Annotated in this window: 22 protein-coding genes; 14 read left to right on the plus strand and 8 right to left on the minus strand. The window is 68.0% G+C overall.

Translation table 11 applies throughout. The annotated features are described in order from the left end of the window. Positions 1-13 precede the first annotated feature (13 nt). Both ASD55_RS01045 and ASD55_RS01050 read right to left on the minus strand, forming a co-directional pair. Positions 14-1,306 (minus strand): MFS transporter, encoded by a 1,293-nt coding sequence (locus ASD55_RS01045; protein WP_056763107.1) that lies wholly within the window; start codon positions 1,304-1,306, stop codon positions 14-16. A 60-nt stretch (positions 1,307-1,366) separates the two neighbouring features. Next, the gene (locus ASD55_RS01050) at positions 1,367-1,954 is read right to left on the minus strand and encodes a DUF2239 family protein (protein ID WP_056763109.1); all 588 of its coding nucleotides are present in this window, start codon (positions 1,952-1,954) and stop codon (positions 1,367-1,369) included. 150 nt (positions 1,955-2,104) lie between these two features. Between ASD55_RS01050 and ASD55_RS01055 the strand changes: the two genes are divergently transcribed. The 3 genes from ASD55_RS01055 to ASD55_RS01065 all read left to right on the plus strand — a co-directional run bounded on the left by ASD55_RS01055 (position 2,105) and on the right by ASD55_RS01065 (position 5,677). Next, the gene (locus ASD55_RS01055) at positions 2,105-3,499 is read left to right on the plus strand and encodes a pitrilysin family protein (protein ID WP_056763110.1); all 1,395 of its coding nucleotides are present in this window, start codon (positions 2,105-2,107) and stop codon (positions 3,497-3,499) included. A gap of 8 nt (positions 3,500-3,507) precedes the next feature. Next, complete coding sequence (locus tag ASD55_RS01060; RefSeq protein WP_235577687.1) at positions 3,508-4,971, plus strand: pitrilysin family protein; 1,464 nt, start codon at positions 3,508-3,510, stop codon at positions 4,969-4,971. 178 nt (positions 4,972-5,149) lie between these two features. After that, positions 5,150-5,677, plus strand: coding sequence for an acyloxyacyl hydrolase (locus tag ASD55_RS01065; protein ID WP_056763114.1), 528 nt, complete (start codon positions 5,150-5,152; stop codon positions 5,675-5,677). Positions 5,678-5,743: 66 nt separating this feature from the next. On the opposite strand, the gene ASD55_RS01070 is transcribed toward ASD55_RS01065, so the two are convergent. The 5 genes from ASD55_RS01070 to ASD55_RS01090 form a co-directional block, all read right to left on the minus strand. After that, on the minus strand, positions 5,744-7,270 hold the full coding sequence (locus tag ASD55_RS01070; RefSeq protein WP_056717672.1) for a DHA2 family efflux MFS transporter permease subunit: 1,527 nt from the start codon (positions 7,268-7,270) through the stop codon (positions 5,744-5,746). A gap of 141 nt (positions 7,271-7,411) precedes the next feature. Then, positions 7,412-8,611, minus strand: coding sequence for an HlyD family efflux transporter periplasmic adaptor subunit (locus ASD55_RS01075; RefSeq protein WP_082542601.1), 1,200 nt, complete (start codon positions 8,609-8,611; stop codon positions 7,412-7,414). 9 nt (positions 8,612-8,620) lie between these two features. Next, entirely contained in the window at positions 8,621-10,087 is a 1,467-nt protein-coding gene (locus ASD55_RS01080; RefSeq protein ID WP_056763115.1) for an efflux transporter outer membrane subunit, read from the minus strand. A gap of 40 nt (positions 10,088-10,127) precedes the next feature. Next, positions 10,128-10,607 (minus strand): MarR family transcriptional regulator, encoded by a 480-nt coding sequence (locus tag ASD55_RS01085; protein WP_056764384.1) that lies wholly within the window; start codon positions 10,605-10,607, stop codon positions 10,128-10,130. 71 nt (positions 10,608-10,678) lie between these two features. Beyond that, the gene (locus ASD55_RS01090) at positions 10,679-10,948 is read right to left on the minus strand and encodes a hypothetical protein (protein WP_056763117.1); all 270 of its coding nucleotides are present in this window, start codon (positions 10,946-10,948) and stop codon (positions 10,679-10,681) included. Between the two features lie 118 nt (positions 10,949-11,066). On the opposite strand from ASD55_RS01090, the gene ASD55_RS01095 reads away from it, so the two are divergent. The 7 genes from ASD55_RS01095 to ASD55_RS01125 all read left to right on the plus strand — a co-directional run bounded on the left by ASD55_RS01095 (position 11,067) and on the right by ASD55_RS01125 (position 18,192). Then, entirely contained in the window at positions 11,067-11,897 is an 831-nt protein-coding gene (locus tag ASD55_RS01095; protein WP_235577689.1) for a helix-turn-helix transcriptional regulator, read from the plus strand. 142 nt (positions 11,898-12,039) lie between these two features. Beyond that, a complete protein-coding gene (locus ASD55_RS01100) occupies positions 12,040-12,585 on the plus strand; it encodes a DsrE family protein (RefSeq protein WP_056763122.1) in 546 nt (181 codons plus the stop codon). A 24-nt stretch (positions 12,586-12,609) separates the two neighbouring features. Beyond that, positions 12,610-13,545, plus strand: a complete 936-nt coding sequence (locus ASD55_RS01105) for a substrate-binding domain-containing protein (protein ID WP_056763124.1) — start codon at positions 12,610-12,612, stop codon at positions 13,543-13,545. A gap of 10 nt (positions 13,546-13,555) precedes the next feature. After that, entirely contained in the window at positions 13,556-14,218 is a 663-nt protein-coding gene (locus ASD55_RS01110; RefSeq protein WP_235577690.1) for a c-type cytochrome, read from the plus strand. Continuing rightward, positions 14,215-15,147, plus strand: coding sequence for a c-type cytochrome (locus ASD55_RS01115; protein WP_056763126.1), 933 nt, complete (start codon positions 14,215-14,217; stop codon positions 15,145-15,147). Before ASD55_RS01110 ends, ASD55_RS01115 begins: the two co-directional genes overlap by 4 nt. A gap of 118 nt (positions 15,148-15,265) precedes the next feature. After that, positions 15,266-17,275, plus strand: coding sequence for a M3 family metallopeptidase (locus tag ASD55_RS01120; RefSeq protein WP_056764388.1), 2,010 nt, complete (start codon positions 15,266-15,268; stop codon positions 17,273-17,275). Between the two features lie 128 nt (positions 17,276-17,403). Next, positions 17,404-18,192, plus strand: a complete 789-nt coding sequence (locus ASD55_RS01125) for a hypothetical protein (protein WP_056763128.1) — start codon at positions 17,404-17,406, stop codon at positions 18,190-18,192. Positions 18,193-18,389: 197 nt separating this feature from the next. Here ASD55_RS01125 and ASD55_RS01130 read toward each other — a convergent pair whose 3' ends face one another. Further along, positions 18,390-18,920 (minus strand): hypothetical protein, encoded by a 531-nt coding sequence (locus ASD55_RS01130; protein ID WP_056763130.1) that lies wholly within the window; start codon positions 18,918-18,920, stop codon positions 18,390-18,392. Positions 18,921-19,142: 222 nt separating this feature from the next. Between ASD55_RS01130 and ASD55_RS01135 the strand changes: the two genes are divergently transcribed. The 4 genes from ASD55_RS01135 (at position 19,143) to ASD55_RS01150 (ending at position 22,902) form a co-directional block, all read left to right on the plus strand. Then, on the plus strand, positions 19,143-21,056 hold the full coding sequence (locus tag ASD55_RS01135; protein WP_056763132.1) for a winged helix-turn-helix domain-containing protein: 1,914 nt from the start codon (positions 19,143-19,145) through the stop codon (positions 21,054-21,056). Between the two features lie 127 nt (positions 21,057-21,183). After that, complete coding sequence (locus tag ASD55_RS01140; protein WP_056763134.1) at positions 21,184-21,606, plus strand: hypothetical protein; 423 nt, start codon at positions 21,184-21,186, stop codon at positions 21,604-21,606. A 1-nt stretch (position 21,607) separates the two neighbouring features. Continuing rightward, complete coding sequence (locus ASD55_RS01145; protein ID WP_056763137.1) at positions 21,608-22,024, plus strand: DUF6691 family protein; 417 nt, start codon at positions 21,608-21,610, stop codon at positions 22,022-22,024. Positions 22,025-22,035: 11 nt separating this feature from the next. Beyond that, a complete protein-coding gene (locus ASD55_RS01150; protein ID WP_056763139.1) occupies positions 22,036-22,902 on the plus strand; it encodes an MBL fold metallo-hydrolase in 867 nt (288 codons plus the stop codon). Positions 22,903-22,920: the final 18 nt, after the last annotated feature.

Consider the following 22,920-nt stretch of genomic DNA (forward strand, 5'->3'; position numbering starts at 1 on the left):
GCACGCCGCCGCTTCAGCCGGCCGCCACCGGCGCGGGTCGCTCCGTCCCGATGCTGCGCAGCGCCGGGCTGCGCATGCAGGTCAGGGCGATCGCGGTGAGCAGCAGGCCGGTGCCGGCGAACAGGTCGGTGAGCGAGATCAGCTGGAGCAGGCTGCCGGCGATCGCGGCCGAGATCGGGCCCAGGCCGAGGAAGGTGAACATCAGCACGCTCATGGCGCGGCCCATCATTTCCGGCGCCACCCGGCGCTGGATCCAGCTGACGATGGCAATCTGCGCGATGCCGGCGAGCACGCCGGTGGCGGCCAGCAGCACCGCGCCGGTGACCGTCGCATGCACCAGCGCCAACGTGGCCAGGGCCAGGCCGGCGAGGCTGTCGATGGTCAGCACCATCAGGCCGAGGCGGCCGCGCACGATGCGGCTGGCCGGGCCGGACAGGAAACTGCCTAGCAGCATGCCGCCGCCGTTGGCGGTCATCAGGATGCCCAGCGAGGCGGCACCCAGATCCATCCGCGTATCGGCCAGCACCGGCAAGCCCACCTGCAGCGGGCCGCCGACGAACACCGAGACCACCGCCGCGTAGAGCATGAACGCGCGCAGCGGCAGGTCGGCCCAGATCATCCGCACGCCGCTGGCCACGTTGGCCAGCACGCCGCCCGCGGCGGGTTTCGGATCGAAGTCGCTGTGCACGCGGATCAACAGCAGCGATGCCAGCGAAAAGGCGAAGCTGACCGCGTCGACGGCGAACGCCAGGCCCAGCCCTTCGGCATCCTGCATTGCCTGCGGCTGTGCGCCGTGCGCGCCGAGGCTGATCACCACGCCGGCCAGCGCCGGGCCGACGAACATGCTGAGCTGGCGCATGCCCATCACCAGCGCGTTGGCCGGTTGCAGCTGATCCTTGCGCACCAGTTGCGGCAGGATTGCCGAGCCGGCCGGGTAGGCGAACGCGGTGGACAGGCCGATGCCCAGCGCGATCAGGTACACCAGCCACATGCGGATGTCGCCCAGCAGCACCAGCGTGGCCAGCAGCGCCACCAGCAGCGCATTCACCCCGCGCGCGGCCAGCAGCACGCGGCGCGGCGACAGCCGGTCCACCACCGCGCCGCCGATCAGCATGAACAGCGCGCGCGGCAGCGCCATCGCCGCCAGCACCAAGCCCAGCGCAGCCGGGTTGCCGGTGAGTTTCAGCACCAGCCAGGGCAGCGCCACCAAGGTGAACTGGTCGCCCAGCATCGAGATCGTGCTGCCGCCGAACAGCAGGCGGAAGTTGTGGTTGGCAAAAACGGAGTCGCGGTGGGCGGTGGCCATCAGTGGGTTCGCAGGTCGGGTGGCTGAGCGGGATGAAAATGCCATGGGCTGCCGCCCGGCTCAGCCGGCGTCTTCGCGCTCGTCCCAGGCGATCGCAGCCAGCTGTCGCAGGTGTGCGCTCACGTCCGCCGGCCACGCGGCGATCAGCGCGCCGAAGCGCTCGCGGTCGCCGCGGTAGAAGGCGCGCGAGGCTTCCTCGTAACCCGGTTCGTCGCCGGCCATCACGCGCATGAAGCGGTCGACCGATTCGATCGCCTGGCGTGCGCGTTCCTTCGCGCCACCCTGGCGGATGGAGTGCTCGACCAGTCGCCGCAGCACCGCCGAGGCGCCGCCGGGTTGCTGGCCCAGCCAGTCCCAGTGTCGCGGCAGCAGGGTGACTTCGCGCGGCACCACGCCCAGTTTCGGGCGACCCGGGCCGCGGCTGGCCGGTTCGGCGGGCGTGGCGGACGGCAGGCGGGCCAGCACGTCTTCGACGCTGCCGCGCAAGTCGATCTCGATTGGCCGGCTGTCGCGCTCGTCGAACACCAGCAGCGGCCCGGTGGCACCCGCGTCCAGGCGCTGTTTCGCGGCGCGGGCGACATCGGCCAGAGCGCCCTGGGCGATCCGTTGCGGGCCGTCGAAGGCGATGCATGAGGTGGTCGGCGACATGTTTTGTCCGGGTAAATTCGTCCGGCAGATTTTATACGGGTCAAATCCTTTGTCAATACTGCCCGGGTAAAAATATGAGGTGCGGCCAGGCATTCCCGCCGGCCGCGTGCGCCTTGTATGGTTGGGGCTTTCCACCCGAAAGGACTACGGATGACCAAGCGTCTGCGCACGGCCAGCTTGCTGGTTTCACTCGGTGTACTTGCCGCCACCGCGATTCCCCTGCCGGCAGCGGCTGCGGAACTCGCCGTGCCGCCGATCGCCTACCACCAGCGCACCTTGCCGAACGGCTTGCAGGTGCTCAGCGTGGAGGATCACGCCAGCCCCAACGTGGCGGTGCAGATGTGGTACCACGTCGGCTCGAAGGACGACCCGCAGGGGCGCTCCGGTTTCGCGCACCTGTTCGAGCACCTGATGTTCAAGAGCACGAAGCACATGCACGCCGAGCAGTTCGACCGGCTGACCGAGGACGTGGGCGGCGCCAACAACGCCTCCACCGGCGACGACGTCACCAACTATTTCGAGATCGTGCCCAGCAACCACCTGCAGACCCTGCTGTGGGCCGAGGCGGAACGGCTGTCCAACCTCAACGTGGACGAGAAGAACTTCAAGTCCGAGCGTGCCGTGGTGGAAGAGGAATACCGCCAGAGCGTGCTGGCCAATCCCTACGGCAAGCTGTTCAACGCGATCGATCCGAAGTCGTACATGGTGCACCCGTACCAGCGCCCGACCATCGGCAGCATCGAGGACCTGGAAGCGGCGTCGCTGCAGAACGTGATCGACTTCCACGGCACCTTCTACCGCCCCGACAACGCCACCCTGATCGTCGCCGGCGACTTCGACCCGAAGCAGCTCGATGCCTGGGTCGACCAGTATTTCGACGGGATCGCGAAACCGGCCACGCCGATTCCGCAGGTCACCGCGAAGGAACCCGCGCGCAGGAAGGACCAGCACTACACCATCACCAGCGAGACCGCGCCGCTGCCCGGCGTGGCGATCACCTGGCTGATTCCGCCGGCGTCCGACAGCGCCGACAGCACGGCCCTGAAGGTGGCCGCGGCGCTGCTGTCGCAGGGCGAATCCTCGCGCCTGTACCAGTCGCTGGTGTATCGCCACCAGGTTGCCCAGGAAGCGGGCGCCGATGCCGACAGCCGCGTCGGCCCGGGCCTGTTCACCGCCTATGCGATCCTCGCCAGCGGCCATCAGCCGGCCGAGGCGGCCAAGTTGCTGCATGAAGAGATCATCTGGCTGGCGACCCAGCCGATTCCCGATGCCGAGCTGGACAAGGTGAAGACCCAGTTGCTCACCTCCGCGCTGAAACAGCGCCAGACCGCCCAGGGCCTGGCCTTCGCCCTGGGCCAGGCCAGCCTGATCGACGGCAACGTGGAGCGCGTCAACACCGACCTGGATGCCTTGCAGAAGGTCAGCGAGAAAGACGTGCACCGGGTGCTGCAGAAATACGTCACCGGCGCGCACAGCGTCACCATCGACTACCTGCCGCAGGCTGCCGCAGCCAAGCCGGCCGCCGCACAGGGAGCAGTGAAATGAGCCGTCCGATGAAGCCTCTCCGCCTGACCGTGCTGGCCGCTGCGCTGATTGCCAGCGGCAACCTGCTCGCTGCCGACTTCCCGGCCACGCCGCCGGCACCGGGCCCGGCGCCCACGCTGAGCGTACCCACGCCGTCGTCCCAGACGCTGGCCAACGGCCTGCAGGTGATCAGCGTGCGCCGCGCCGGCCTGCCGCTGGTCACCGCGCAACTGGTGGTGCGCAGCGGCGGCGAGATGGATCCGCCGACCCTGGCCGGGCTGGCCGACCTCACTGCCAACCTGCTGACCAAGGGCGCTGCTGGAAAGACCGCGCCGCAGATCGCGGCGGCGGCGGAGGCGCTGGGCGGCTCGCTCGGCGCCTCCGCCGGCTGGGACGAAAGCGCGGTGGGCATCACCGTGACCACGCCGAAAGTGCCGCAGGCGCTGCAGCTGCTTTCCGAGGTGGTGCGCCAGCCGGACTTCAGCGAAGCCGAGCTGAAGCGCTCGAAGGCGCAGGCGCTGGACGACCTGCACCTGATGCTGAGCCAGCCCACCACGCTGGCCTCGTTCGCGGCCAGTCGCGGCGTGTTCGGCGATGGTGCCTACGGCCATTCGCGCAGCGGCACGCCCGCTTCGATCCCGCGCGTCACGCGGGCCAGCGTGCAGCAGCTGCACGCGGCGCTGTATCGCCCGGACAACGCGATGCTGATCCTCACCGGTGACATCACGCCGGCGCAGGCTCAGCAACTGGCTCAGGCCAGCTTCGGCGACTGGGCCAGGCCGGCCACGCCGCTGCCGGCGCGACCGACCGGCCGCCACGCCGGCCGGCTTCCCGCGGTGTTGCTGATCGACCAGCACGGCGCCGGCCAGGCTGGCGTGGTCGCCGCGCATCCGGCGCCATCGCGGGCCGATCACGGCTACTACGTGGGCACGGTGGCCAATGCGGTGCTTGGCGGTTCGTACTCGGCACGCCTCAACGAGGAGATCCGCATCAAGCGCGGTCTGTCCTACGGCGCCAACAGCCGCCTGATGCCGCTGCACGACGCCGGCATGTGGCTGGCCGCGGCGCAGACCAAGAACCCGTCCGCGCCCCAGGTGGTCGAACTGATGCTGGGCGAGTTCAAGCGGCTCGGCGGCACGCGGGTTTCCGCCGACGAACTGGCCGCGCGCAAGGCCACCCTGATCGGCAGCTACGGCCGCAGCCTGGAAACCACCGCCGGACTGGCCAGCGAAGTCGGTGACCTGGCCGTCTACGGCGTGCCGCTGGACGAGATCGGCAAGTACATCGCCCAGGTGCAGGCGGTGACCCCGAAGCAGATCGAGAAGTACGCCGACAAATACCTCACCGCCGACGCCGGCACCGTGGTGGTGGTGGGCGACGCCTCGAAATTCGCCGCGGACATCCGCAAGACGCATCCGCAGGCCGTGCTGCTGGAGTCGACCGCGCTGGATCTGGACAGCCCGACCCTGCAAGCCGGCTCCGCCGCGAAATAGCCGTCTCGACAGGACCGTCTCAACCCGACGTTCACCCGACCCCGGCCATCGTGCCGGGGTTTTTCATGTCTGGCGAAACACCGTGTTGCCGAAATCACCCAAAAGGATGAGTCGGAAGCCTGCGACATTTGGTAAACTGCGAGGTACATTAATTCACTTCCCCTCCCCGGAATCCCCCATGTCCCTGCGCAACCTTGCTCGACACGCCATCGCCCTCGGCCTGATCGCCGCCGCCATACCCGCCACGGCCGCCACCCGCATCGAGATCCAGGGCGGGCGCAGTTACATGGACAGCTACGGCAGCAATGCCACCTTCGTCGAGGCGGTATTCCCGGCGCAACCGCTCGGCGGCACCCGCTACAGCTGGTCGCCCGACGTGTCGCTGGGCTGGATCGATGGCCGCGACGTGCACCGCTACGACTACAGCCCCTACACCACGCGCCCGTCGGTGGCGCTGCTGGCCGCTGGCGTGCGCGTCCACCGCGGTGACGCCGGCGACTGGTACCAGCCCCTGTTCGCCAGTTTTCAGGTGGCTGCCACCAATCACACCACCCAGGCGCTGTCCAGCCACTACCAGTTCGTCAGCACGCTGGGTTGGCAGGCGAAACACTTCACCCTGGCGATCCGCCATGTCTCCAACGGCAGCCTGAGCGGCCCGAACCGCGGCGAGACGATGGCCGTGGTCGGCGTGGCCTTCGATATCTGAGTCATCTGAAACACGACGGCCCCGTTCGAGGCCGTCGTGCTGTTGCCGGTTGCGCGGGCGACCCGCTCAGTGGCCGCCGGCGGCCGGGCCTGCCTTGGCGCCGAACGGCGGCTTGGCCAGCCAGATCACCAGCACCAGTCCCAGGAAGATCCAGCCCAGCGCATGGAACACCTCGTTGAACGAGATCTGGTAGCCCTGCTGGGTGATCATGTTGTTGATCAGGCTGCTGGCGCCTTGCGCGTCGCCGTGGCCGAGCTGGCTGATGGCTGCCTGTGAGGTGGGGTCGTAGGCGGTGATGTGTTCGGCCAGCTGCTCATGGTGGCTGACCGCGCGGCGCTCCCACAGCAAGGTGGTGATCGAGGCCGAGAAGCTGCCGCCCAGCGTACGCAGGAAGGTGGCCAGCCCCGATCCCGAGGCGATCTCGTTCTGCTGCAGGTCCGACAGCAGGATGGTCAGGATCGGCATGAAGAACAGCGCCACGCCGAGACCCTGCCACAGCTGCACCATCGCCACGTGGTAGAAGTCGATGCCGATGAAGAAGTCCGAGCGCATGAAGCAGGTCATGCCCATCACCACGAACGCCACCGAGGCCAGCAGCCGCAGGTCGACCTTGGTGGCGTACTTGCCCACGAAGAAGGTGAGCAGCACCGGGATGACGCCCAGCGGCGCGGTGGCGTAGCCGGCCCAGGTCGAGGTGTAGCCCAGGTTGCGCTGCAGCCACAACGGCACCAGCAGGCCGATCGAGAAGAACGCGGCGTAGGCCAGGATCAGCGCGATGGTGCCCGCGGTGAAGTTGCGGTGCCGGAACAGCTTGAGGTCGACGATCGGGTCCTTGTCGGTCAGTTCCCAGATCAGGAAGATCGCGATGCTGATCGCCGAAACGATACTGGTGACGATGATGAAGGTGGAGTTGAACCAGTCCTCGTCATTGCCTTTGTCCAGCACGATCTGCAACGCGCCCACGCCGATGATCAGGGTGATCAGGCCGACGTAGTCGATCTTCGGACGCTCGGTCTTCTCGACCTTGCCACGCAGCTGGCTGGCCACCACCATGCTGGCGAAGATGCCGATCGGCACGTTGATGAAGAAGATCCACGGCCACGAATAGTTGTCGGTGATCAGGCCGCCCAGGATCGGGCCGGCGATCGGCGCCACCACCGTGACCATCGCCAGCAGCGCCAGCGCCATGCCGCGCTTGGCCGGCGGGTAGATGCCGATCAGCAGGCTCTGCGTGATCGGGTACATCGGCCCGGCCACCGCGCCCTGCAGCGCGCGGAACAGGATCAGCATGCCCATGCTCTGCGAGACCCCGCACAGGAACGAGGTCAGCGCGAACAGCAGCGTGCAGGCGGTGAACAGCCGCACCTCGCCGAAGCGGCGGGTGAGGAAGCCGGTCAGCGGCAGCGAGATCGCCATGCTCACCGCGAACGAGGTGATCACCCAGGTGCTCTGGTTGTTGCTGACGCCGAGGTTGCCGGCGATCGTCGGCAACGACACGTTGGCGATCGTGGTGTCCAGCACCTGCATGAAGGTCGCCAGCGACAGACCGATCGTGCTCAGTGCCAGATTGGGTGGACGGAATTGGGTGGTCATCGGCGTCGGTCAGTGATGGGGCTGAATTGCTCCTCCCTCTGCGAGCAGGGGGAGGTTGGGAGGGGGGCGCGCAGGGTCGCGCAGATCAAGGGCACCCCACCCCAACCCTCCCCTGCGGTGCAGGGGAGGGAGTCGATCGGGTTATTTCCCGCGAGCCATGTTGGCGTGGATGATCTGGTTGATCGTCGCGTCCGCGGTGACCAACTGCTGCTTGTAGACGTCGGTGCTGAAGGCCGGCTGGGTGGGCGACTTCTGGGCCAGGGTCGGGCCGTTCTGGTCGTGCAGGCTCACGTCCACCGTCACCGACATGCCCAGCCGCAGCGGGTGCTTTTCCAGCATCGCCGGATCGTCGAACACCACGCGCACGGGAATGCGCTGCACGATCTTGATCCAGTTGCCGGTGGCGTTCTGCGCGGGCAGCAGCGAGAACGCGCTGCCGGTGCCGACGCCCAGGCTCTGCACCTTGCCCTTGTATTTCACCGAGCCGCCGTAGACGTCCGACTCGATCTCCACCGGCTGGCCGATGCGCATTTTCGTCAGCTGGGTTTCCTTGAAGTTCGCGTCCACCCACACGCCGTGCAGCGGCACCACGGCCATCAGCGCGGCGCCGGGCAGCACGCGCTGGCCGACCTGCACCGAGCGTTTGGCCACATAGCCGTCCACCGGCGCCACCAGGCTGGCGCGGGCGTCGTCCAGATAGGCCGCCCGCAACCTGGCTGCGGCAACCTGCACGTCCGGGTGCGAGGCGACCACGGTGTCGTCGACCAGCACCTTGCTGGTCTGGTACTGCTGCTGCGAGGTGATCAACGCGCTCTCCGCGGTGGTCAGCGCGTCGCTGGCGTGTGCCAGTTCCTCGGCCGAGATCGCCCCGGACTTGGCCAGCGCCACGCGGCGCTTGTAGTCGGCGCGGGCCTTGTCGACTGCGGTCTTGCGCGCGGCCACGTCGGCCTGGGCGCCGTTCACGCTGGAATACAGGCCGCGCACCTTGCGCACGGTGTTGGCCAGGTTGGCCTTCGCCTCGGCCAGCGCCACGTCGGCGTCGCTGGGATCGAGCTGCACCAGCACGTCGCCGGCGTGCACCAGGTCGCCGTCGTCGGCGCCGATGCTGACCACGGTGCCGGGCACCTGCGGGGTGATCTGCACCACGTTGCCGTTGACGTAGGCATCGTCGGTGCCTTCGTACCAGCGGCCGTCGAGGAAGTACCACAAGGCCCAGGCGATGATGCCGAGCAGCACCACCAGGCCGAGCAGGCGCAGCATGAAGCCGCGCGGATTCTTCTTCGGGGCGGCGGGAGTCGTGGCGGCCGTGCTATCGGCCGGAGTGGAGGTCGGGCTGGACATGGGGCTGCCTCAGGAACGTGAGATGGGGGAAGAAGAGGAAGAGGCGGGCGCGTCGGCCTGCGGCTGGAAGCCACCGCCGAGCGCCTCGATCAGCTGTACGGAAAGGTCGACCTGCTGCGCTTCCAGCGCGGCCACGCCGCGGTTGGCCGTCAGCAATTGCTGGCGCACCACGAGCGCTTCGAGATAGCTGCCGATGCCGGCCTTGTAACGCTGCTCGGCCAGCTGCCAGGCCTGCCGCGCCGCGGTCTGCGCCCGCCGCTGCGCGTCCAGCTGCAGTTGCACGGCATGCGCGGCGGAGAGCTCGTCGGCCACTTCGTTCAGTGCGCCGACCAGGGTCTGGTTGTACTGCGCCACGGCCAGGTCGTACTGCGCATCCTTGCCGGAAAGGTTGGCGCGCAGGCGGCCGCCGTCGAAGATCGGCAGGCTCAGCGTCGGGCCGAACTGGTAGAAGCGCGCAGGCAGGGTGAACGGATTGCCGCCACCCAGCGTGATCACGCCGGCCATCGCGCCCAGGCTGATGTTGGGCAGGAACTCGGTCTTTGCGGCCTTGATGTCCTTGCCGGCCGCTTCGACACGCCAGCGCGCGGCGACCAGGTCGGCACGGTGGCCGAGCAGGTCCAGCGGCAGGTTGTCGGGCACCGCGAGCTGGGCCGGGGTGAGCAGGTGCGGGCGACCGATCTGCAGGCCGCGATCCGGACCCTTGCCCAGCAGCACCGACAGCGACGAACGGGCGGCGTCCACTGCGCGATCGGCCAGTGCGGCGTCCTGCTGCGCCACGGCCACTTCGCCATCGGACTGCTTCAGCGCGATCTGGTTGTCGATGCCGGCGGCGACCCGCTGGCTGGTCAGCGTGCGGGCCTGGCTGGCGCGTTCCAGCTCGCCCCGGGCCAGGTCCTGCTGGGTGAACGCATAGCCGAGCTGCGCATACGCGCGCGCCACGTTGCCGGACAGCTCGATGCGCGCGGCGCGGGCGTCGATCTCGGCGGCGCGGGCGGAACCCAGCGCGGCTTCCCACGCGGCGCGCTTGCCGCCCCACAGGTCGATGCCCCACTTGAAGCTCACGTCGGCGTACTTGGCCAGGGCGAAATGGCCGCCACCGGAATCCGCCGGCATCACCGTGGTGGGGATGCGTGCGCCGGACACGCTGGCGCCGGCGTTGATGCTGGGCTTGCGCGCCGCGTCGGCACGGCCGGCCTCGGCCTGGGCTGCGCGGGCGCGCGCGTCGGCTACACCAAGGCCGGGATTGTCGTGCAGCGCCTCATCGATCAGCGCGTCCAGCTGGCTGTCGCCCAGCGCGTGCCACCAGTCCTGCGCGGGCCACGCGGCCGGCGTCAGGTCCAGCCGCGCGAGGCTGCGCTCGGCTTTCAGCGAGGCGGCATCGATCGGCGTGCCATCCGGCTGCAGGCCACCGCTGCTGGCGCAGCCGGCCAATGCCAGGGTCAGGGCGGTCGCAGCCGCCAGTAAGTGCAGACGCATGGGTGGAAGTCCGGGGAAGAGAGGGAGATTGGGGGAGGGATCAGTTCTTGTCGCGAAGCGCGCTCAGCACGCGCCCCAGGTAGTCATGCAACCGGGCCTGTTCGGTCGACGTCATCGAGCGCTGCGCCGCCGTCATCACCCGTTCGCTGCACAGCGAGGCGGAGTTCTGCCAGACCGCGTTGCCGGCGCTGGTCAGCTCGATGCGCAGGGCGCGGCGATCCTGTGCGTGCGGCGTGCGGCGCAGCAGGCCCTTGCGTTCGAGCTGGTCGAGCTGGCGCGTCATTGCGCCACCGTCGAGCTCCACCGCGCGGGCCAGCTCGGTGGCCGATACCGCGCCCAGTTGATGTGCCTTTTTCAGGATCAGGAACTGGGTGAAGCTCAGGTCCAGATCCTGCTTGGCCAGTTCCGCCTCGACCGCACGCACGATTTCGGAGCGCACCATGTTCAGCAACATGCCCAGGCTCGGCGGGTGTGCCGGGTCGGCGGGGGGCGAGTGCAAAAGCGGAGCTTCGGTCTTCATGCCGCGCATTCTATTGCCAAAACTATAGTTGTCAAGGCAAATATGTCTGTGTTGATGCTTGCGCAGGCAAATTACGTTCGAACGCCGCCCCCGCCCAGTTCCGCCAGCTCGTCGGCCAGCCAGGCGCGCAAGGCGGGGTCGCGCAATTCGAACAGGTCGAACACGCCCAGCGCCCGCAAGGTGGGCAACTGGGCCAGCAGCCGCGGTTCGACTTCGCGGCGCAGGGCTTCGGGGGTGGCGGGATCGAGCATCAGCTGCGCCGCGGCGACGAAGGTGACGCAGGCTTCGTTGGCGTCGAGCGTGGGCCGGGTTCGCAGCAAGGTGGGGGTATTCACGGGCATCGGTTTCCTCCGGGATCAGATGGAAGACGTTTCTGCCGGCAGGGAATGGACAGAGCGCCAGAGGGACGTGCTGGATGGGTCGACCCAGTGTAGTTTTCCGCCCGCCTGGCCTGATAACGTGAATAAGTCAAAAAGTGTCGAGAACCCGCCAATGGGACACCAGGAACAATTTCTGCGCATCGAGCAGGCGGACGGCCCAGGCCTGATTGCCTTCGTCGTGAACGACCTGGCGCCGGAGCGGGAGAGCGTGTGGCACAGCCACCTGCGCGGCCAGTTCATGTACGTGGAAAGCGGCCTGGTGTGCGTCCGCACCCGGCTCGGCCTGTGGACGCTGACGCCGCATCGGGTCGGCTGGATGCCGCCGGGCGAGGAACACACCGTCAGCGTGATCCAGAGCACCCACGGCTGGGGCGTGTTCGTGGCGCCACAGGCCGCCGTCGGCATGCCGGACGAGCCCAGCGTGCTGGGCGCCAACGAACTGATGCGGGCGCTGGTGCATCGCGCTTCCGCCTGGGCCGACAGCGATCGGCTGGACGACGGGCAGCAACGCATCATGGACGTGCTGATGGACGAGATGCGCCGCGCGCGGATCGCCGACCATCCGCTGCACCTGCCGATGCCGGATGACCGGCGCCTGCTGCGCATCTCGCGCAAGCTGCTGGCCGAGCCGCACGACAACCGCAGCCTGGAGGCCTGGGCCGACTGGGCCGGGCTTTCGGCGCGCAGCCTGAGCCGGCTCTTTCGCAGCGAAACCGGCTGCAGCTTCGCCCAGTGGCGACAGCAGGCGCGGCTCAGCCGGGCGCTGGAACGCCTGGCCGCCGGCGAGCAGGTGGGCGAGGTCGCCGATGCGCTGGGCTACGTCAGCGTCAGCGCCTTCGTGGCCATGTTCCGGCGCCAGTTCGGGCGGCCGCCGGCGCGCTACTTCGCCCAGCGCTCCGCTCCGGTGTGATGGGCCGGTGTGATGCGCCTGGCGGGCATCGATAAGCCAGGCTTATCGGCCTGATCACAAATCCATCCTTGGTCGACGAAGCGGTGCGGGCATAGCATGATCCGGCGCCATTTCGCGCTGCCGGAAAGTCAGCGAGGTCATCATGATCCGTTCGTTCGCGCCCGCGTTGCTTGCGCTGGCCCTGTTTTCCACCGGCGCCGTCGCCGGCAACGACTTCTGGCAGACCCCGACCATCCACGGCGCCGGCCGGATTCATCCGATGCCGCAGGCGGCCTACCAGCCCGATCGCCAGGCCACCTACAAGGTCGTGTTCAGCCTGGGCAAGGCCGGCGACAAGCCGACCGCGGTGAGTCCGTCGCTGGATCACGTGGCGCGGGCAGTGAACCTCTACGTCAACGCCGGCGTGCCGCTGTCGCATCTGAAATTCGTGGCGATCGCGGCCGGGCCGGCCACGCCGATCGTGTTGAACGACGCGCAATACCGCAAGAAGTACGGCGTGGCCAATCCCAACCTGCCGCTGATCGCCCAGCTGCGCAAGGCCGGGGTGGATGTCGCCGTGTGCGCCCAGGCCGTGGCCGAACACGACTTCCAGTACGACTGGGTCGATCCGCAGGTCACCGTGGCGCTGTCAGGGCTGACCACGGTGATCGACCTGCAGCAGCAGGGTTATGCGTTGAGCCCGCAGTAAATCCATCCGCAGGAGCAGATCGTCATGCGCCATCCGATTCCCCGGCTGTTGCTGGCCGCCGCCGCATGCGTGCTGAGCGTTGCCGCCAGCGCCGCCGACCAAACCGACTACCTGCCGCCGTGGAATCCGCCGCCGGCCGGCCTGCAGTTCAGCGTGCCGCCGTTCGACGCGATCGCCGACCTGCACGGCGACATCGTCGATCCGCAGCTGGTGGTGTTCTTCGCCGGCAACCAGTTCATGGTGGTGCACGACCTGATGGATGCATTCCGGCAGGCGCATCCCGCCTACCAGCGGATCTTCGTGGAAACCCTGCCGCCGGGCATCCTGGCCAAGCAGATCGAAAGCGGCTCGCTGGTCATGGGCAACCTGCGCATCACCCATCGTCCGGACGTCTATACGGCCGGCAAGGGCGCCATCGCCGACCGTCAGAAGGAGCACGGCTGGTTCGCCGAGACGCATGACTACGCGCGCAATCCGCTGGCGATCCTGGTCGCCCGGGGCAACCCGAAGCACATCACGGGGCTGGCCGACCTGGGTCGCGGCGACGTGCGGGTCAGCATGCCGAACCCGGCCTGGGAAGGCATCGCGAAGCAGATCGAGGCGAGCTATCGCAAGGCCGGTGGCGAGGCGCTCGACCACACCATCATGCAGGCCAAGGTGGCCGACGGCACCACCTTCCTCACCCGCATCCATCATCGCCAGTCGCCGCTGCGCGTGCTGCAGGGCGCATCGGACGCGGCGCCGGTGTGGTCGACCGAGGCGTATTTCCAGCAGCAGATCCTGCATCACCCGGTAGAAACCGTGGCCATTCCCGAGGCGCAGAACGCGGTCGCCACGTATACCGCGGCGCGCATGAAGAACGCGCCGCACGAGCAGGCGGCGAAGGACTTCATGGCCTTCATGCAGAGCCCCGCCGCGGCCGCGGTGTATCGCAAGTACGGCTTCCTTCCCGCTCACTGAGGTGCACGCCATGTTCCGGCCGGCCATACGTCGTTTGTTCGGGATCGCCGCGCTGGCCGGCATCGGCATGCCGCCTGCTGCGCTGGCCATCGATGCCGCCGCCATCGCCAACGCGGGCAACGGTCGGGGCGCTGCGCCGTGCATGGCCTGCCACGGCGCGGACGGCGCCGGCCAGGCGGCCGCGGGCAATCCGCGACTGGCGGGTCTGGATGCCGCGTACCTGCAGAAGCAGCTGGACGACTTCGTCAGCGGCGCGCGCAGCAACCCGGTGATGCAATCGACGGCAACCGCGCTGAGCGAAGACGAACGCCACGCGATGGCGACCTACTACAGCCAGCTGCCGCTGGCGGCGAAATCAGCGACGGCGCTGCCCGCGCCCGACAGCGCCGGTGCGCTGCTCGCCACGCGGGGCGACTGGAGCCGCGGCGTGCCCGGCTGTGTGCAATGCCACGGCCCGGGCGGCAGCGGCGTGGGTGCGAACTTTCCGCCCCTGGCCGGCCAGCCCGCCAGCTACATCGAGGCCCAGTTGAAAGCCTGGCAGCAAGGCACGCGACACAACGATCCGCTGCAACTGATGCAGCATCTGTCCGCGGCCCTCAGCGCGCAGGACATCGAGACGGTGGCGGCATGGTTCGCGGCCCAACCCGTTCCGGCTGCGGAGGCTGTGCCATGAAGTTCGTGCTTGCAGGTTTCGCGTTCGTCTGTGTCCTGACCGCTTGCACTCAGAAGCCTGCGCCCGCGCCTGCTCCGGCGACCGCCGCCTCGGTGCCGAAAGCGGTGACCGCCGCGCCCGCGTCGACGACGTTCTCGCCGCCGGCCGAGTCGGCGATTCCCGCCGGGCCGCTGGGCGACGTGATTCGCCAGGGGCGCGACATCTTCACCGACACGCCCACGCACGCGAAGGCGTATGTCGGCAACGGGCTGAGCTGCAGCAACTGCCATCTCGATGCCGGTCGCCAGGCGAACTCGGCGCCGCTGTGGGGCGCCTATGGCGTGTACCCGCAGTACCGCAAGAAGAACGGCAAGGTGAACACCTTCGGCGAACGCCTGCAGGGCTGTTTCCGCTTCAGCATGAACGGCAAGGCGCCGCCGCTGGACAGTGCCGAGATGGTGGCGCTGGAAACCTACGCCTGGTGGATGGCCGGGGGCGCGCCGGTGGGGAAGAAGTTGCCTGGCGCGGGCTATCCGAAGGCTGGCTTCAAGCCGCCGCAACCACCGGACTACGCGCGTGGCGAAACCGTGTTCAAGAACAACTGCGCGCTCTGCCACGGCGACGACGGCCAGGGCCAGCAGGTTGCCGGGCGCAACGTGTTTCCGCCGCTGTGGGGGCCGCAATCGTTCAACTGGGGCGCCGGCATGCACCAGCTGGACAACGCCGCCGCCTTCATCAAGGCGAACATGCCGTTCAGTCGCGGCAACACGCTGAGCGACCAGGATGCGTGGGACGTCGCGATGTACATGGACGCCCACGAGCGTCCGCAGGACCCGCGCTTCGACGGCAGCGTCGGCGAGACGCGCAAGAAGTACCATGACACGCCGATGTCGCTGTACGGCACCGAGGTGCAGGGACATCTGCTTGGGGCGCCGACGGGCAGGCACTGAGTTCCCGCGAGCCCGCGGTATCCAGCGGGCGTGCGCCAAGAGTAGAGTTCGCCAACGGTGAGGCTGCCGTGGACACTCGCCGCAAGGGCGCGGGTCACCATCCAGCGGGGACATGCAGATGCGGTTGATGATTTCGGTGATTTTCGCCGCGGGCCTGTTTGGCTGCGCCGTTGCGGCACAGGCGGCCACCACGCCGCAGCAGGTCGCGTCGTTCCTGCAGAGTCCCTTGCTGGCCCCCGCTTCGGTCGCTGCCGTCCATCAACGTTGCGCCACTTCGTTGCAGCTCGATGATTCGCTGCGCGCGGCACTGGAAGCACGCACCGGCCCGGCCAGCATGGCGCAGGACTTCCAGGCCTACGACGAGCTGAGCAACGTGCTGATGATGGGCGGCCTGGAACTGGACCTGGTCGATTCCACAAATCCGGACCAGGCAATCCGCGACGCCGCCCGGGCCTGCGCCAGCAAGCTGGCCGAGAAGGTGGCCGGCGTGTCGCTGTCCCGACCGATCTACGACCGGCTGGCGGCGATTCCTTCAACGGGGCTGGAGCCATCGGTGGCTTACGCGCTGGAAAAGATCCTGCGCAATTACCGCCTGGCCGGCGTGGACAAGGATGCGGCGACCCGCGCCAAGGTCGCGGCGCTGAAACAGCAGATCACCGACGCCGGCCTGGCGTTCCAGCGCAACCTTGCCGAGGACAAGAGCGAGGTCACGCTGGCGTCGGTGGACGACCTGGCCGGCATGCCGCAGGACTACATCGACGCGCACAAACCGGCCGCCGATGGCCTGATCCATATCCGCACGGTGGCGCTGGACGCCAATCCGCTGATCGAATTCGCCGACAAGGAGTCGGTGCGCAAGCAGATGTACCTGCGCTTCGCCAACCGCGCCTGGCCCGCCAACGAGGCCACGCTGAAAACCCTGCTGGCCAGGCGCGCCGAGCTGGCCCACCTGCTGGGCTACCCGAGCTTCGCCGCGCTGGACATGGCCGACAAGATGGTCGGCACGCCGCAGCACGTGAAGGCCTTCCTCGACAGCATCGCGGCCGCCGCGATCGACGGTTCAAAACGCGACAACGCGACCCTGCTGGCCGAGCAGCAGCGGCTGATCCCCGGCGAATCCACCCTGCAGGCATGGAACGTCAGCTACCTCACCAACATCGTGAAGAAGCGTGACTATGGATTCGACGAGGCGCAGGTGCGGCAGTACTTCACCTATGCGAAGACCCGCGACGGCGTGTTCGCGCTGATGCATGACCTGTTCGGTGCCGACATCCGGCCATGGAAAGGTGCGCACTTCTGGTCGAGCGATGTCGAGGGCTATGAGCTGTATGACCACGGCAAGCTGGTCGGCCGGTTCTTCCTCGACATGCATCCGCGTGCGGGGAAATTCCAGCATGCGAAAACCGCCGCGGTGCGGATGGGCCTGGCCAACGGGCAGATCCCGCTGGCGGGTCTGGTCTGCAATCTGCCGGCCACCGGGCCGATGGACCATGCCGGCGTCAAGACCTTCCTGCACGAGTTCGGCCACCTGCTGCACGTGCTGTATTCGGGCCACCAGCAGTACGTCTCGCAAAGCATGATGACCCTGCAATGGGACTTCATCGAGGCGCCTTCGCAGTTGCTGGAGGAGTGGATCTGGAACGCCGACACCTTGCGGCGGTTTGCCACCAACGCCAAGGGCGAACCGATTCCAGCGGCGCTGGTGGCCAAGATGAATGCCGCCCGTCACTTCGGCGAAGCGAGCTACTGGCGCCGCCAGCTCGGCTTGGCCAACGTGTCGCTGGGCTTCCACGAGCAGCCCGCCGGCTTCGATCTGGAGCCGATGTGGCTCAAGCTCTACGACCCGTACGGGCCGGTGCCCACGCCCGATGGCGCGCACGTCTACGCGGCGTTTGGCGCCCTGGAAGACTACGGCGCGTTCTACTACACCTACGTCTGGTCCAAGGCGATCGCGCTGGACCTGTTCACCCGCTTCAAGGCCGCAGGCATGCGCAACCCGCAGGTGGCGATGGCCTACCGCAAGGCCGTGCTCGACCCCGGTGGCTCGGAAAGCGCCGAAGATCTGATCGAGCACTTCCTGGGACGACCGATGAGCACGGCGGCGTTCCGGCAGATGTTGCAGAAGTAGGCGCGGGACGCGGCGGACGACGGCGTATTCGCTTAACCCGAGATTTACGTCATCGCGCGCAGCCTGCAACGAGGCACCGCAGGGCCACAGTGCCTGTGCCGGGATTCGGGCCCCTTCTGGAGGAATCAATGAAAAAGCTGATCATCGCGAGCTTCGCGCTCGCGCTGCTGGTCCCTGCGTGCGTGTTTGCGCAAGACGCATTCAATGGCACGTGGAAAACGGATGCCAGCTCGATGCACGAGACCGGCGGCAAGCCGGTGATCATGACGCTCAAGGACGGCATGTTCACCGACAACACCACGCCACCCATCAGCATCAAGGCCGATGGCGAGGACCACACGGTCAGCGGTCATCCCAATTTCGACAGCATCGCGGTCAAGGTGATCGACGACCACACGGTCCAGCGCACGACCAGGATGGATGGCAAGACGCTGGCCACCTCGACCTTCACGGTAGCGGCGGACGGCACGACCGCCACGGCCATGTCCACCTCGAACCGCGATGGATCCGAATCCACCTCGAAAGCGATGTTCCACCGGGTGGGCAAGGCGCCCGCCGGATCGAATTCCGTGGCCGGTTCGTGGCGGTTCGACCACCTGGCCGACGTAAGCGGGCCTGCCAGGACCGACACCTACAAGGTCGATGGCAACAAGGTCGATTACAACAGCGGCAACGGCGGCTCGTACGCCGGCGTGATCGGCGGCAAGGCGGTGCCGTTCATGCAGAATGGCAAGCAGAGTGGCACGGTGTCCGTGAAGCGCATCGGCAAGAACGCCTTGCGCGAAACCTATTTCATGGATGGCAAGCCGCGGCTCACCAGCACCATGACCATCTCGGCGGACGGCAAGAGCATGAAGACCGCCAATCACTCGATGGATTCCGGAAGCACCCAAACCTGGAACTCCACAAAGGAGTAAACCGGTTGCTCGCCGGGCGGCCGGAGTCGCGCCGTTGAAACGAGGGAAAGGCCTGGTTAGCCAGGCCTTTTCGTTTGATCGTGGTACGAAACCGGAACACCGGCGCAGGGCATCGGTCATCCCGAATCCCGGCCGGTCCGTGCCCGGTGCATGCGCGGCGCCGGAACGAATCCCCGCGCCACGCCTGCTTGCTGCACTTACGGCGACGCGATCCGCGTGCCGCTTTCGCGGGCGCAGAACGGCGCGCCCTGCGGCGCACCCTCCGGGAAATAGTCCTGCACCGAGACCGTGCCGGTGAGGCTGTTGCCATGATTCGACAAGGTGATGTCCCGGGTCATCACGCGAAAGCCAGTGAAGGTTTCCAGCGGCGGCTGGAACAGGTTCAGGCGCATCCGCGCGCGGAACCGGTTGCCGCCGGCATGGCGCCACTGGCCGAGCGTCATGCCCATCACGGTGGGCGGCGCATTGTTGGTGGCGACGAGGGCGCCACCATGCAGGAACAGGTTGGTGCCGCGCCCGATCGGATGCAGCGGTGCGCCGCTGTGGCAGTCGACCTGCTCCACCTGCTCGTCCCATAAGCCCTCGATCCGCTGCGAGGGGAGCAGGGCAGCCGCCGCGATATCCGCCGATCCGACCGCCTTGTTCAGCGGTATCGACTGGGCCGGCGCCAGCAGCGGCGCGGCCGCGAAGACAAGCATCAGTGCGGATTTCATCATCACGTGTTTCATCTCGGTCACCTCGGAATCATCGGGTCTGGATGCCCTCGCAGCGACGCTGTCGCGCAGGTCGCCGGGCGACGCGTACACTCACCCCGTGTCCCGCTGAAAGTCGTTGGCAAACCGGCTGAAGATTGCTGAATTCTTCTGAAGCCCGCTCGCCAGGCGGCCTGACGGCCGGGTGGTTCGTTCGACAGCCGGTGCCAGGTACGCGATCCCCGGTCGGGAGGTGACGTGAGCGAGCCTCGACAGCCTGATTACGCCTTCGGCGATTTCCGCATCGACGTCGCCGCGCGGCAGTTGTGCCGCGACGACGGCACGCCGGTCCCGCTGACGCCCAAGGTGTTCGATACCTTGCTGCTGCTGGTGGAGAACGGCGGCAAGGTGCTCGGCAAGGAGGCGCTGATGGCGGCGATCTGGCCGAACCGGATCGTCGAGGAGAACAACCTCACGCAGAACATCTCCGCGCTGCGCCGCGTGTTGGGAGCGAGCGCGGGCGACCATCGCTTCATCCTCACCGAGCCGGGGCAGGGCTATCGTTTCGTCGAGCCGGTGCGGCGGATGGCCGACCCGGAGCCGGCGGGCGCCGCGCCGGTTCCGGCGCAAGGAGTGCCCGCGCAGGAAGACGTGTTGCCCGTGCCGCCAGCCCCCGGACGTTCGTCACGCCGCATCGGCCTCGTCGCCGTGCTGGCCCTGCTGGCGATCGTCATCGCGGCAGGCTGGTTCTGGCACGCGCGCGCCGCCGCGCCGGTGCCGGTTCCCAGCCTCGCGGTGCTGCCATTCAAGCCGCTGCCGGCAGATGCCCACGATGCGGTGCTGGAACTGGGCATGGCCGACACCCTGATCACCAAGCTGAGCACCAATCCGCACGTGGTGGTGCGCTCGCTGGACGCGGTGCGTCGGTATGCCGGCGCAGGCCACGATGCGATCGCCGCCGGGCAGGCGCTGGGCGTCAATTCGGTGCTGGAAGGTTATGTGCAGCGGCGCGGCGATCGGGTGCGGGTGAATGCGCGGCTGCTGGCGATTCCCGGCGGCGCGGCGTTGTGGACGGGCAGTTTCGACGAGAACTTCGACGACGTCTTCGCGATGCAGGACGCGATCACGCAGAAAGTGGCCACGGCGCTGTCGCTCAAGCTTGATCGCGACGAACGCCTGCGCATGCAGCAGAACTACACCAGCAACGTCGCCGCCTATCAGCTGTATCTCGAAGGGCGCCTGCACCTGCAGAACGCCACGCCGCCGGAACTGGTCCGCAGCATCGAGGCCTTCCAGCGCGCGTTGAAGATCGATCCCAACTACGCGCTGGCCTACGTGGGATTGGCCGAAGGCTATCGGCGCCAGGCGATCATCAGCGACGCCGACCCGCAGATCGTGCTGCCGCTGGCCAGGGCCGCCGCGCTGCACGCGCTGAAAATCGATGACACGTTGGCCGAAGCGTATGTGCCGCTCGGTTTCGTCCACTTCTGGTACGACTGGGACTGGGCTGCGGCGGAAGCCGCTTTCCGGCGCGGGATCGCACTGCAGCCGAACTTCGCCGACCTGCATTTCGGCTACGCGGCGTTGCTGTCCAACCTCGGTCGCAACGACGAGGCATTGCACGAGAGCCAGCGCGCGCGCGAACTGGATCCGACCTCGCCGCTCTACGTCGCACTGGAGGCCAGTTTCGTGGCCTATGCCGGCCGCCCGGACGAGGCGCGCATGCAGGCCGAAGGGGTGCGCCGTGCGCACCCGGACTTCTGGATCGCCCATCTCGTGCTCGGCTGGCTCGACAGCAACGCAGGGCGCTACGCCGCGGCGGTCGACGACTTCGCCGCGGCCAGCAAACTGTCCGGCGGCAGCCAGCAGGCGGTCTCGATGCTCGGCTTCGCGCTGGCCCGCGCTGGCCGCACAGCGCAGGCGCAGGCCGTGCTCGATGACCTGCTGCAGCGCGCGCAGCAGGCGTACCTGCCGCCCACCAGCATCGCCACGATCTATTGCGGCCTGGGCGACAACGCGCACGCGCTCGACTGGCTTGAACGCGGCTATGCCGCGCACGACGTGCGGATGACCTTCCTCCGGGTGGATCGCCGCTGGGATGCGTTGCGCGCCGACCCGCGCTTCGTCGCGCTGCTGCGAAAGATGCACCTGGCCCGGGAAGGCCACGGGTAACTTGCCATCGCGTGAAGCTTCAGGCAGGCCGTCATCCGGACGAACGGGACGATGCGGTCTGCCATTGCGGTAGCCGGCGATGGCATGATATATAAATTCATTAATTAGAATATACGAAACAACAATTATGCATCCATACCTGCTTTCCGTCCTTGGCGGTGTCCTGATCGGCGTGGCGGCCGTGCTGCTGATGGCGGCGCTGGGCCGGATCGCCGGCATCAGCGGGATTGCCGGCAGCCTGATCCGTCGCGGCGTCGGCGATCGCGGCTGGCGGATCGCCTTCGTGGCGGGCCTGGTCATCGCGCCATGGCTGCTCTGGCTGATTCGCGGCGACAGCGGCATCGGCGCGCCGCAAACAGGTTTGCCGTGGATGCTGCTGGCCGGCCTGCTGGTGGGCTTCGGCACGGGCATCGGCAGCGGCTGCACCAGCGGCCACGGCGTCTGCGGCATCGCGCGCCTGTCGCCCCGTTCCCTGCTGGCCACCGCGGTCTTCATGGTCTTCGGCATCGCCACGGTCTACGTGGTCCGCCACCTGCCCGGAGGGCTGTGACATGAAGCTGCTACTCGGCCTGCTGGCCGGCCTGCTGTTCGGACTGGGCCTGAGCCTCGGCGGCATGACCCAGCCGGCGGTGGTGCTGGGTTTCCTCGACATCTTCGGCCAGTGGGACCCACGCCTGGCGTTCGTGATGGCCGGTGCGGTGCTGACCACGGCGATCGGCTACCGGCTGGTGCTGCGGCGTGCGCGTCCGCTGCTGGCGGACGCCTTCCAGTTACCCACCTCGCGGCGGTTCGATATGCGGTTGGTGGGCGGCGCGGCGCTGTTCGGCATCGGCTGGGGCATCGCGGGATACTGTCCCGGTCCTGCGCTGGCCTCGCTGGGCGCGACCGATCCGTCCCTGCTGGCGCTGGTGGCAAGCATGGTCGTAGGCTGGCGGCTGGCATCGCGGTTGCCGGCGGCCCGGCGTTGAGGGAGCACGTCATGCAACGTCCCGAAGTGAAGTCGTTCTTCCACGAACCGAGCAACACCTTCAGCCACGTGGCGTGGGACCCGGCCACGATGAAGGCGGCGGTGTTCGACGTGGTGCTCGACTACGACGCGGCGTCCGGGTGCACCGGCCACGCGTCGGCTGACGCGGTGATCGCCTTCGTGCAGGCGCAGCGGCTCGACGTCGAATGGCTCATCGAGACGCATGCCCATGCCGATCACCTGTCCGCGGCGCCGTACGTGCGCGAGCGGCTGGGTGGCCGACTTGCCATCGGCGAGCACATCCGCGAGGTGCAAGCGACCTTCGCCACGCTGTTCAATGCCGGCGCCGGCTTCGCCCGTGACGGCAGCCAGTTCGATCACCTGTTCGCCGACGGCGAGCGCTACCTGCTGGGCGGCATCGAGGCGCAGGCGCTGCACACGCCCGGCCACACGCCGGCGTGCATGGTGCACGTGATCGGCGACGCCGCCTTCGTCGGCGACACCTTGTTCATGCCCGACTACGGCACCGCCCGCTGCGATTTCCCCGGCGGCGACGCGGCCACGCTGTACCGTTCGATCCGCAGGATTTTCGCGCTGCCGGACGCGACGCGGCTGTTCCTGTGCCACGACTACCAGGTGCCGGGACGCGACGGGTTCGTCTGCGAAACCACCGTGGCCGCGCAGCGCACGGGCAACGTCCACGTGCGCGACGGCATCGATGAGGCGGCCTTCGTGGCCATGCGCCGCGCCCGCGACGCCACCCTGAAAGTGCCGCAGTTGCTGTTGCCCGCGGTACAGGTGAACATGCGCGCCGGCCACCTGCCGCCGGCTGAGGACAATGGCGTGCGCTATCTGAAAATTCCGCTGGATGCGATCTGATCGCCGGCGCGGCTTCAC

This window comes from Rhodanobacter sp. Root561, from assembly GCF_001427365.1.
Classification (GTDB): domain Bacteria; phylum Pseudomonadota; class Gammaproteobacteria; order Xanthomonadales; family Rhodanobacteraceae; genus Rhodanobacter.

Bases quoted from the DNA above. Each gene is read 5' to 3' on its own strand.
- ASD55_RS01045 (WP_056763107.1), bottom strand. From the start codon at position 1,306: ATGGCCACCGCCCACCGCGACTCCGTTTTTGCCAACCACAACTTCCGC.
- ASD55_RS01050 (WP_056763109.1), bottom strand. From the start codon at position 1,954: ATGTCGCCGACCACCTCATGCATCGCCTTCGACGGCCCGCAACGGATC.
- ASD55_RS01055 (WP_056763110.1), top strand. From the start codon at position 2,105: ATGACCAAGCGTCTGCGCACGGCCAGCTTGCTGGTTTCACTCGGTGTA.
- ASD55_RS01060 (WP_235577687.1), top strand. From the start codon at position 3,508: ATGAAGCCTCTCCGCCTGACCGTGCTGGCCGCTGCGCTGATTGCCAGC.
- ASD55_RS01065 (WP_056763114.1), top strand. From the start codon at position 5,150: ATGTCCCTGCGCAACCTTGCTCGACACGCCATCGCCCTCGGCCTGATC.
- ASD55_RS01070 (WP_056717672.1), bottom strand. From the start codon at position 7,270: ATGACCACCCAATTCCGTCCACCCAATCTGGCACTGAGCACGATCGGT.
- ASD55_RS01075 (WP_082542601.1), bottom strand. From the start codon at position 8,611: ATGTCCAGCCCGACCTCCACTCCGGCCGATAGCACGGCCGCCACGACT.
- ASD55_RS01080 (WP_056763115.1), bottom strand. From the start codon at position 10,087: ATGCGTCTGCACTTACTGGCGGCTGCGACCGCCCTGACCCTGGCATTG.
- ASD55_RS01085 (WP_056764384.1), bottom strand. From the start codon at position 10,607: ATGAAGACCGAAGCTCCGCTTTTGCACTCGCCCCCCGCCGACCCGGCA.
- ASD55_RS01090 (WP_056763117.1), bottom strand. From the start codon at position 10,948: ATGCCCGTGAATACCCCCACCTTGCTGCGAACCCGGCCCACGCTCGAC.
- ASD55_RS01100 (WP_056763122.1), top strand. From the start codon at position 12,040: ATGATCCGTTCGTTCGCGCCCGCGTTGCTTGCGCTGGCCCTGTTTTCC.
- ASD55_RS01105 (WP_056763124.1), top strand. From the start codon at position 12,610: ATGCGCCATCCGATTCCCCGGCTGTTGCTGGCCGCCGCCGCATGCGTG.
- ASD55_RS01110 (WP_235577690.1), top strand. From the start codon at position 13,556: ATGTTCCGGCCGGCCATACGTCGTTTGTTCGGGATCGCCGCGCTGGCC.
- ASD55_RS01115 (WP_056763126.1), top strand. From the start codon at position 14,215: ATGAAGTTCGTGCTTGCAGGTTTCGCGTTCGTCTGTGTCCTGACCGCT.
- ASD55_RS01120 (WP_056764388.1), top strand. From the start codon at position 15,266: ATGCGGTTGATGATTTCGGTGATTTTCGCCGCGGGCCTGTTTGGCTGC.
- ASD55_RS01125 (WP_056763128.1), top strand. From the start codon at position 17,404: ATGAAAAAGCTGATCATCGCGAGCTTCGCGCTCGCGCTGCTGGTCCCT.
- ASD55_RS01130 (WP_056763130.1), bottom strand. From the start codon at position 18,920: ATGAAACACGTGATGATGAAATCCGCACTGATGCTTGTCTTCGCGGCC.
- ASD55_RS01140 (WP_056763134.1), top strand. From the start codon at position 21,184: ATGCATCCATACCTGCTTTCCGTCCTTGGCGGTGTCCTGATCGGCGTG.
- ASD55_RS01145 (WP_056763137.1), top strand. From the start codon at position 21,608: ATGAAGCTGCTACTCGGCCTGCTGGCCGGCCTGCTGTTCGGACTGGGC.
- ASD55_RS01150 (WP_056763139.1), top strand. From the start codon at position 22,036: ATGCAACGTCCCGAAGTGAAGTCGTTCTTCCACGAACCGAGCAACACC.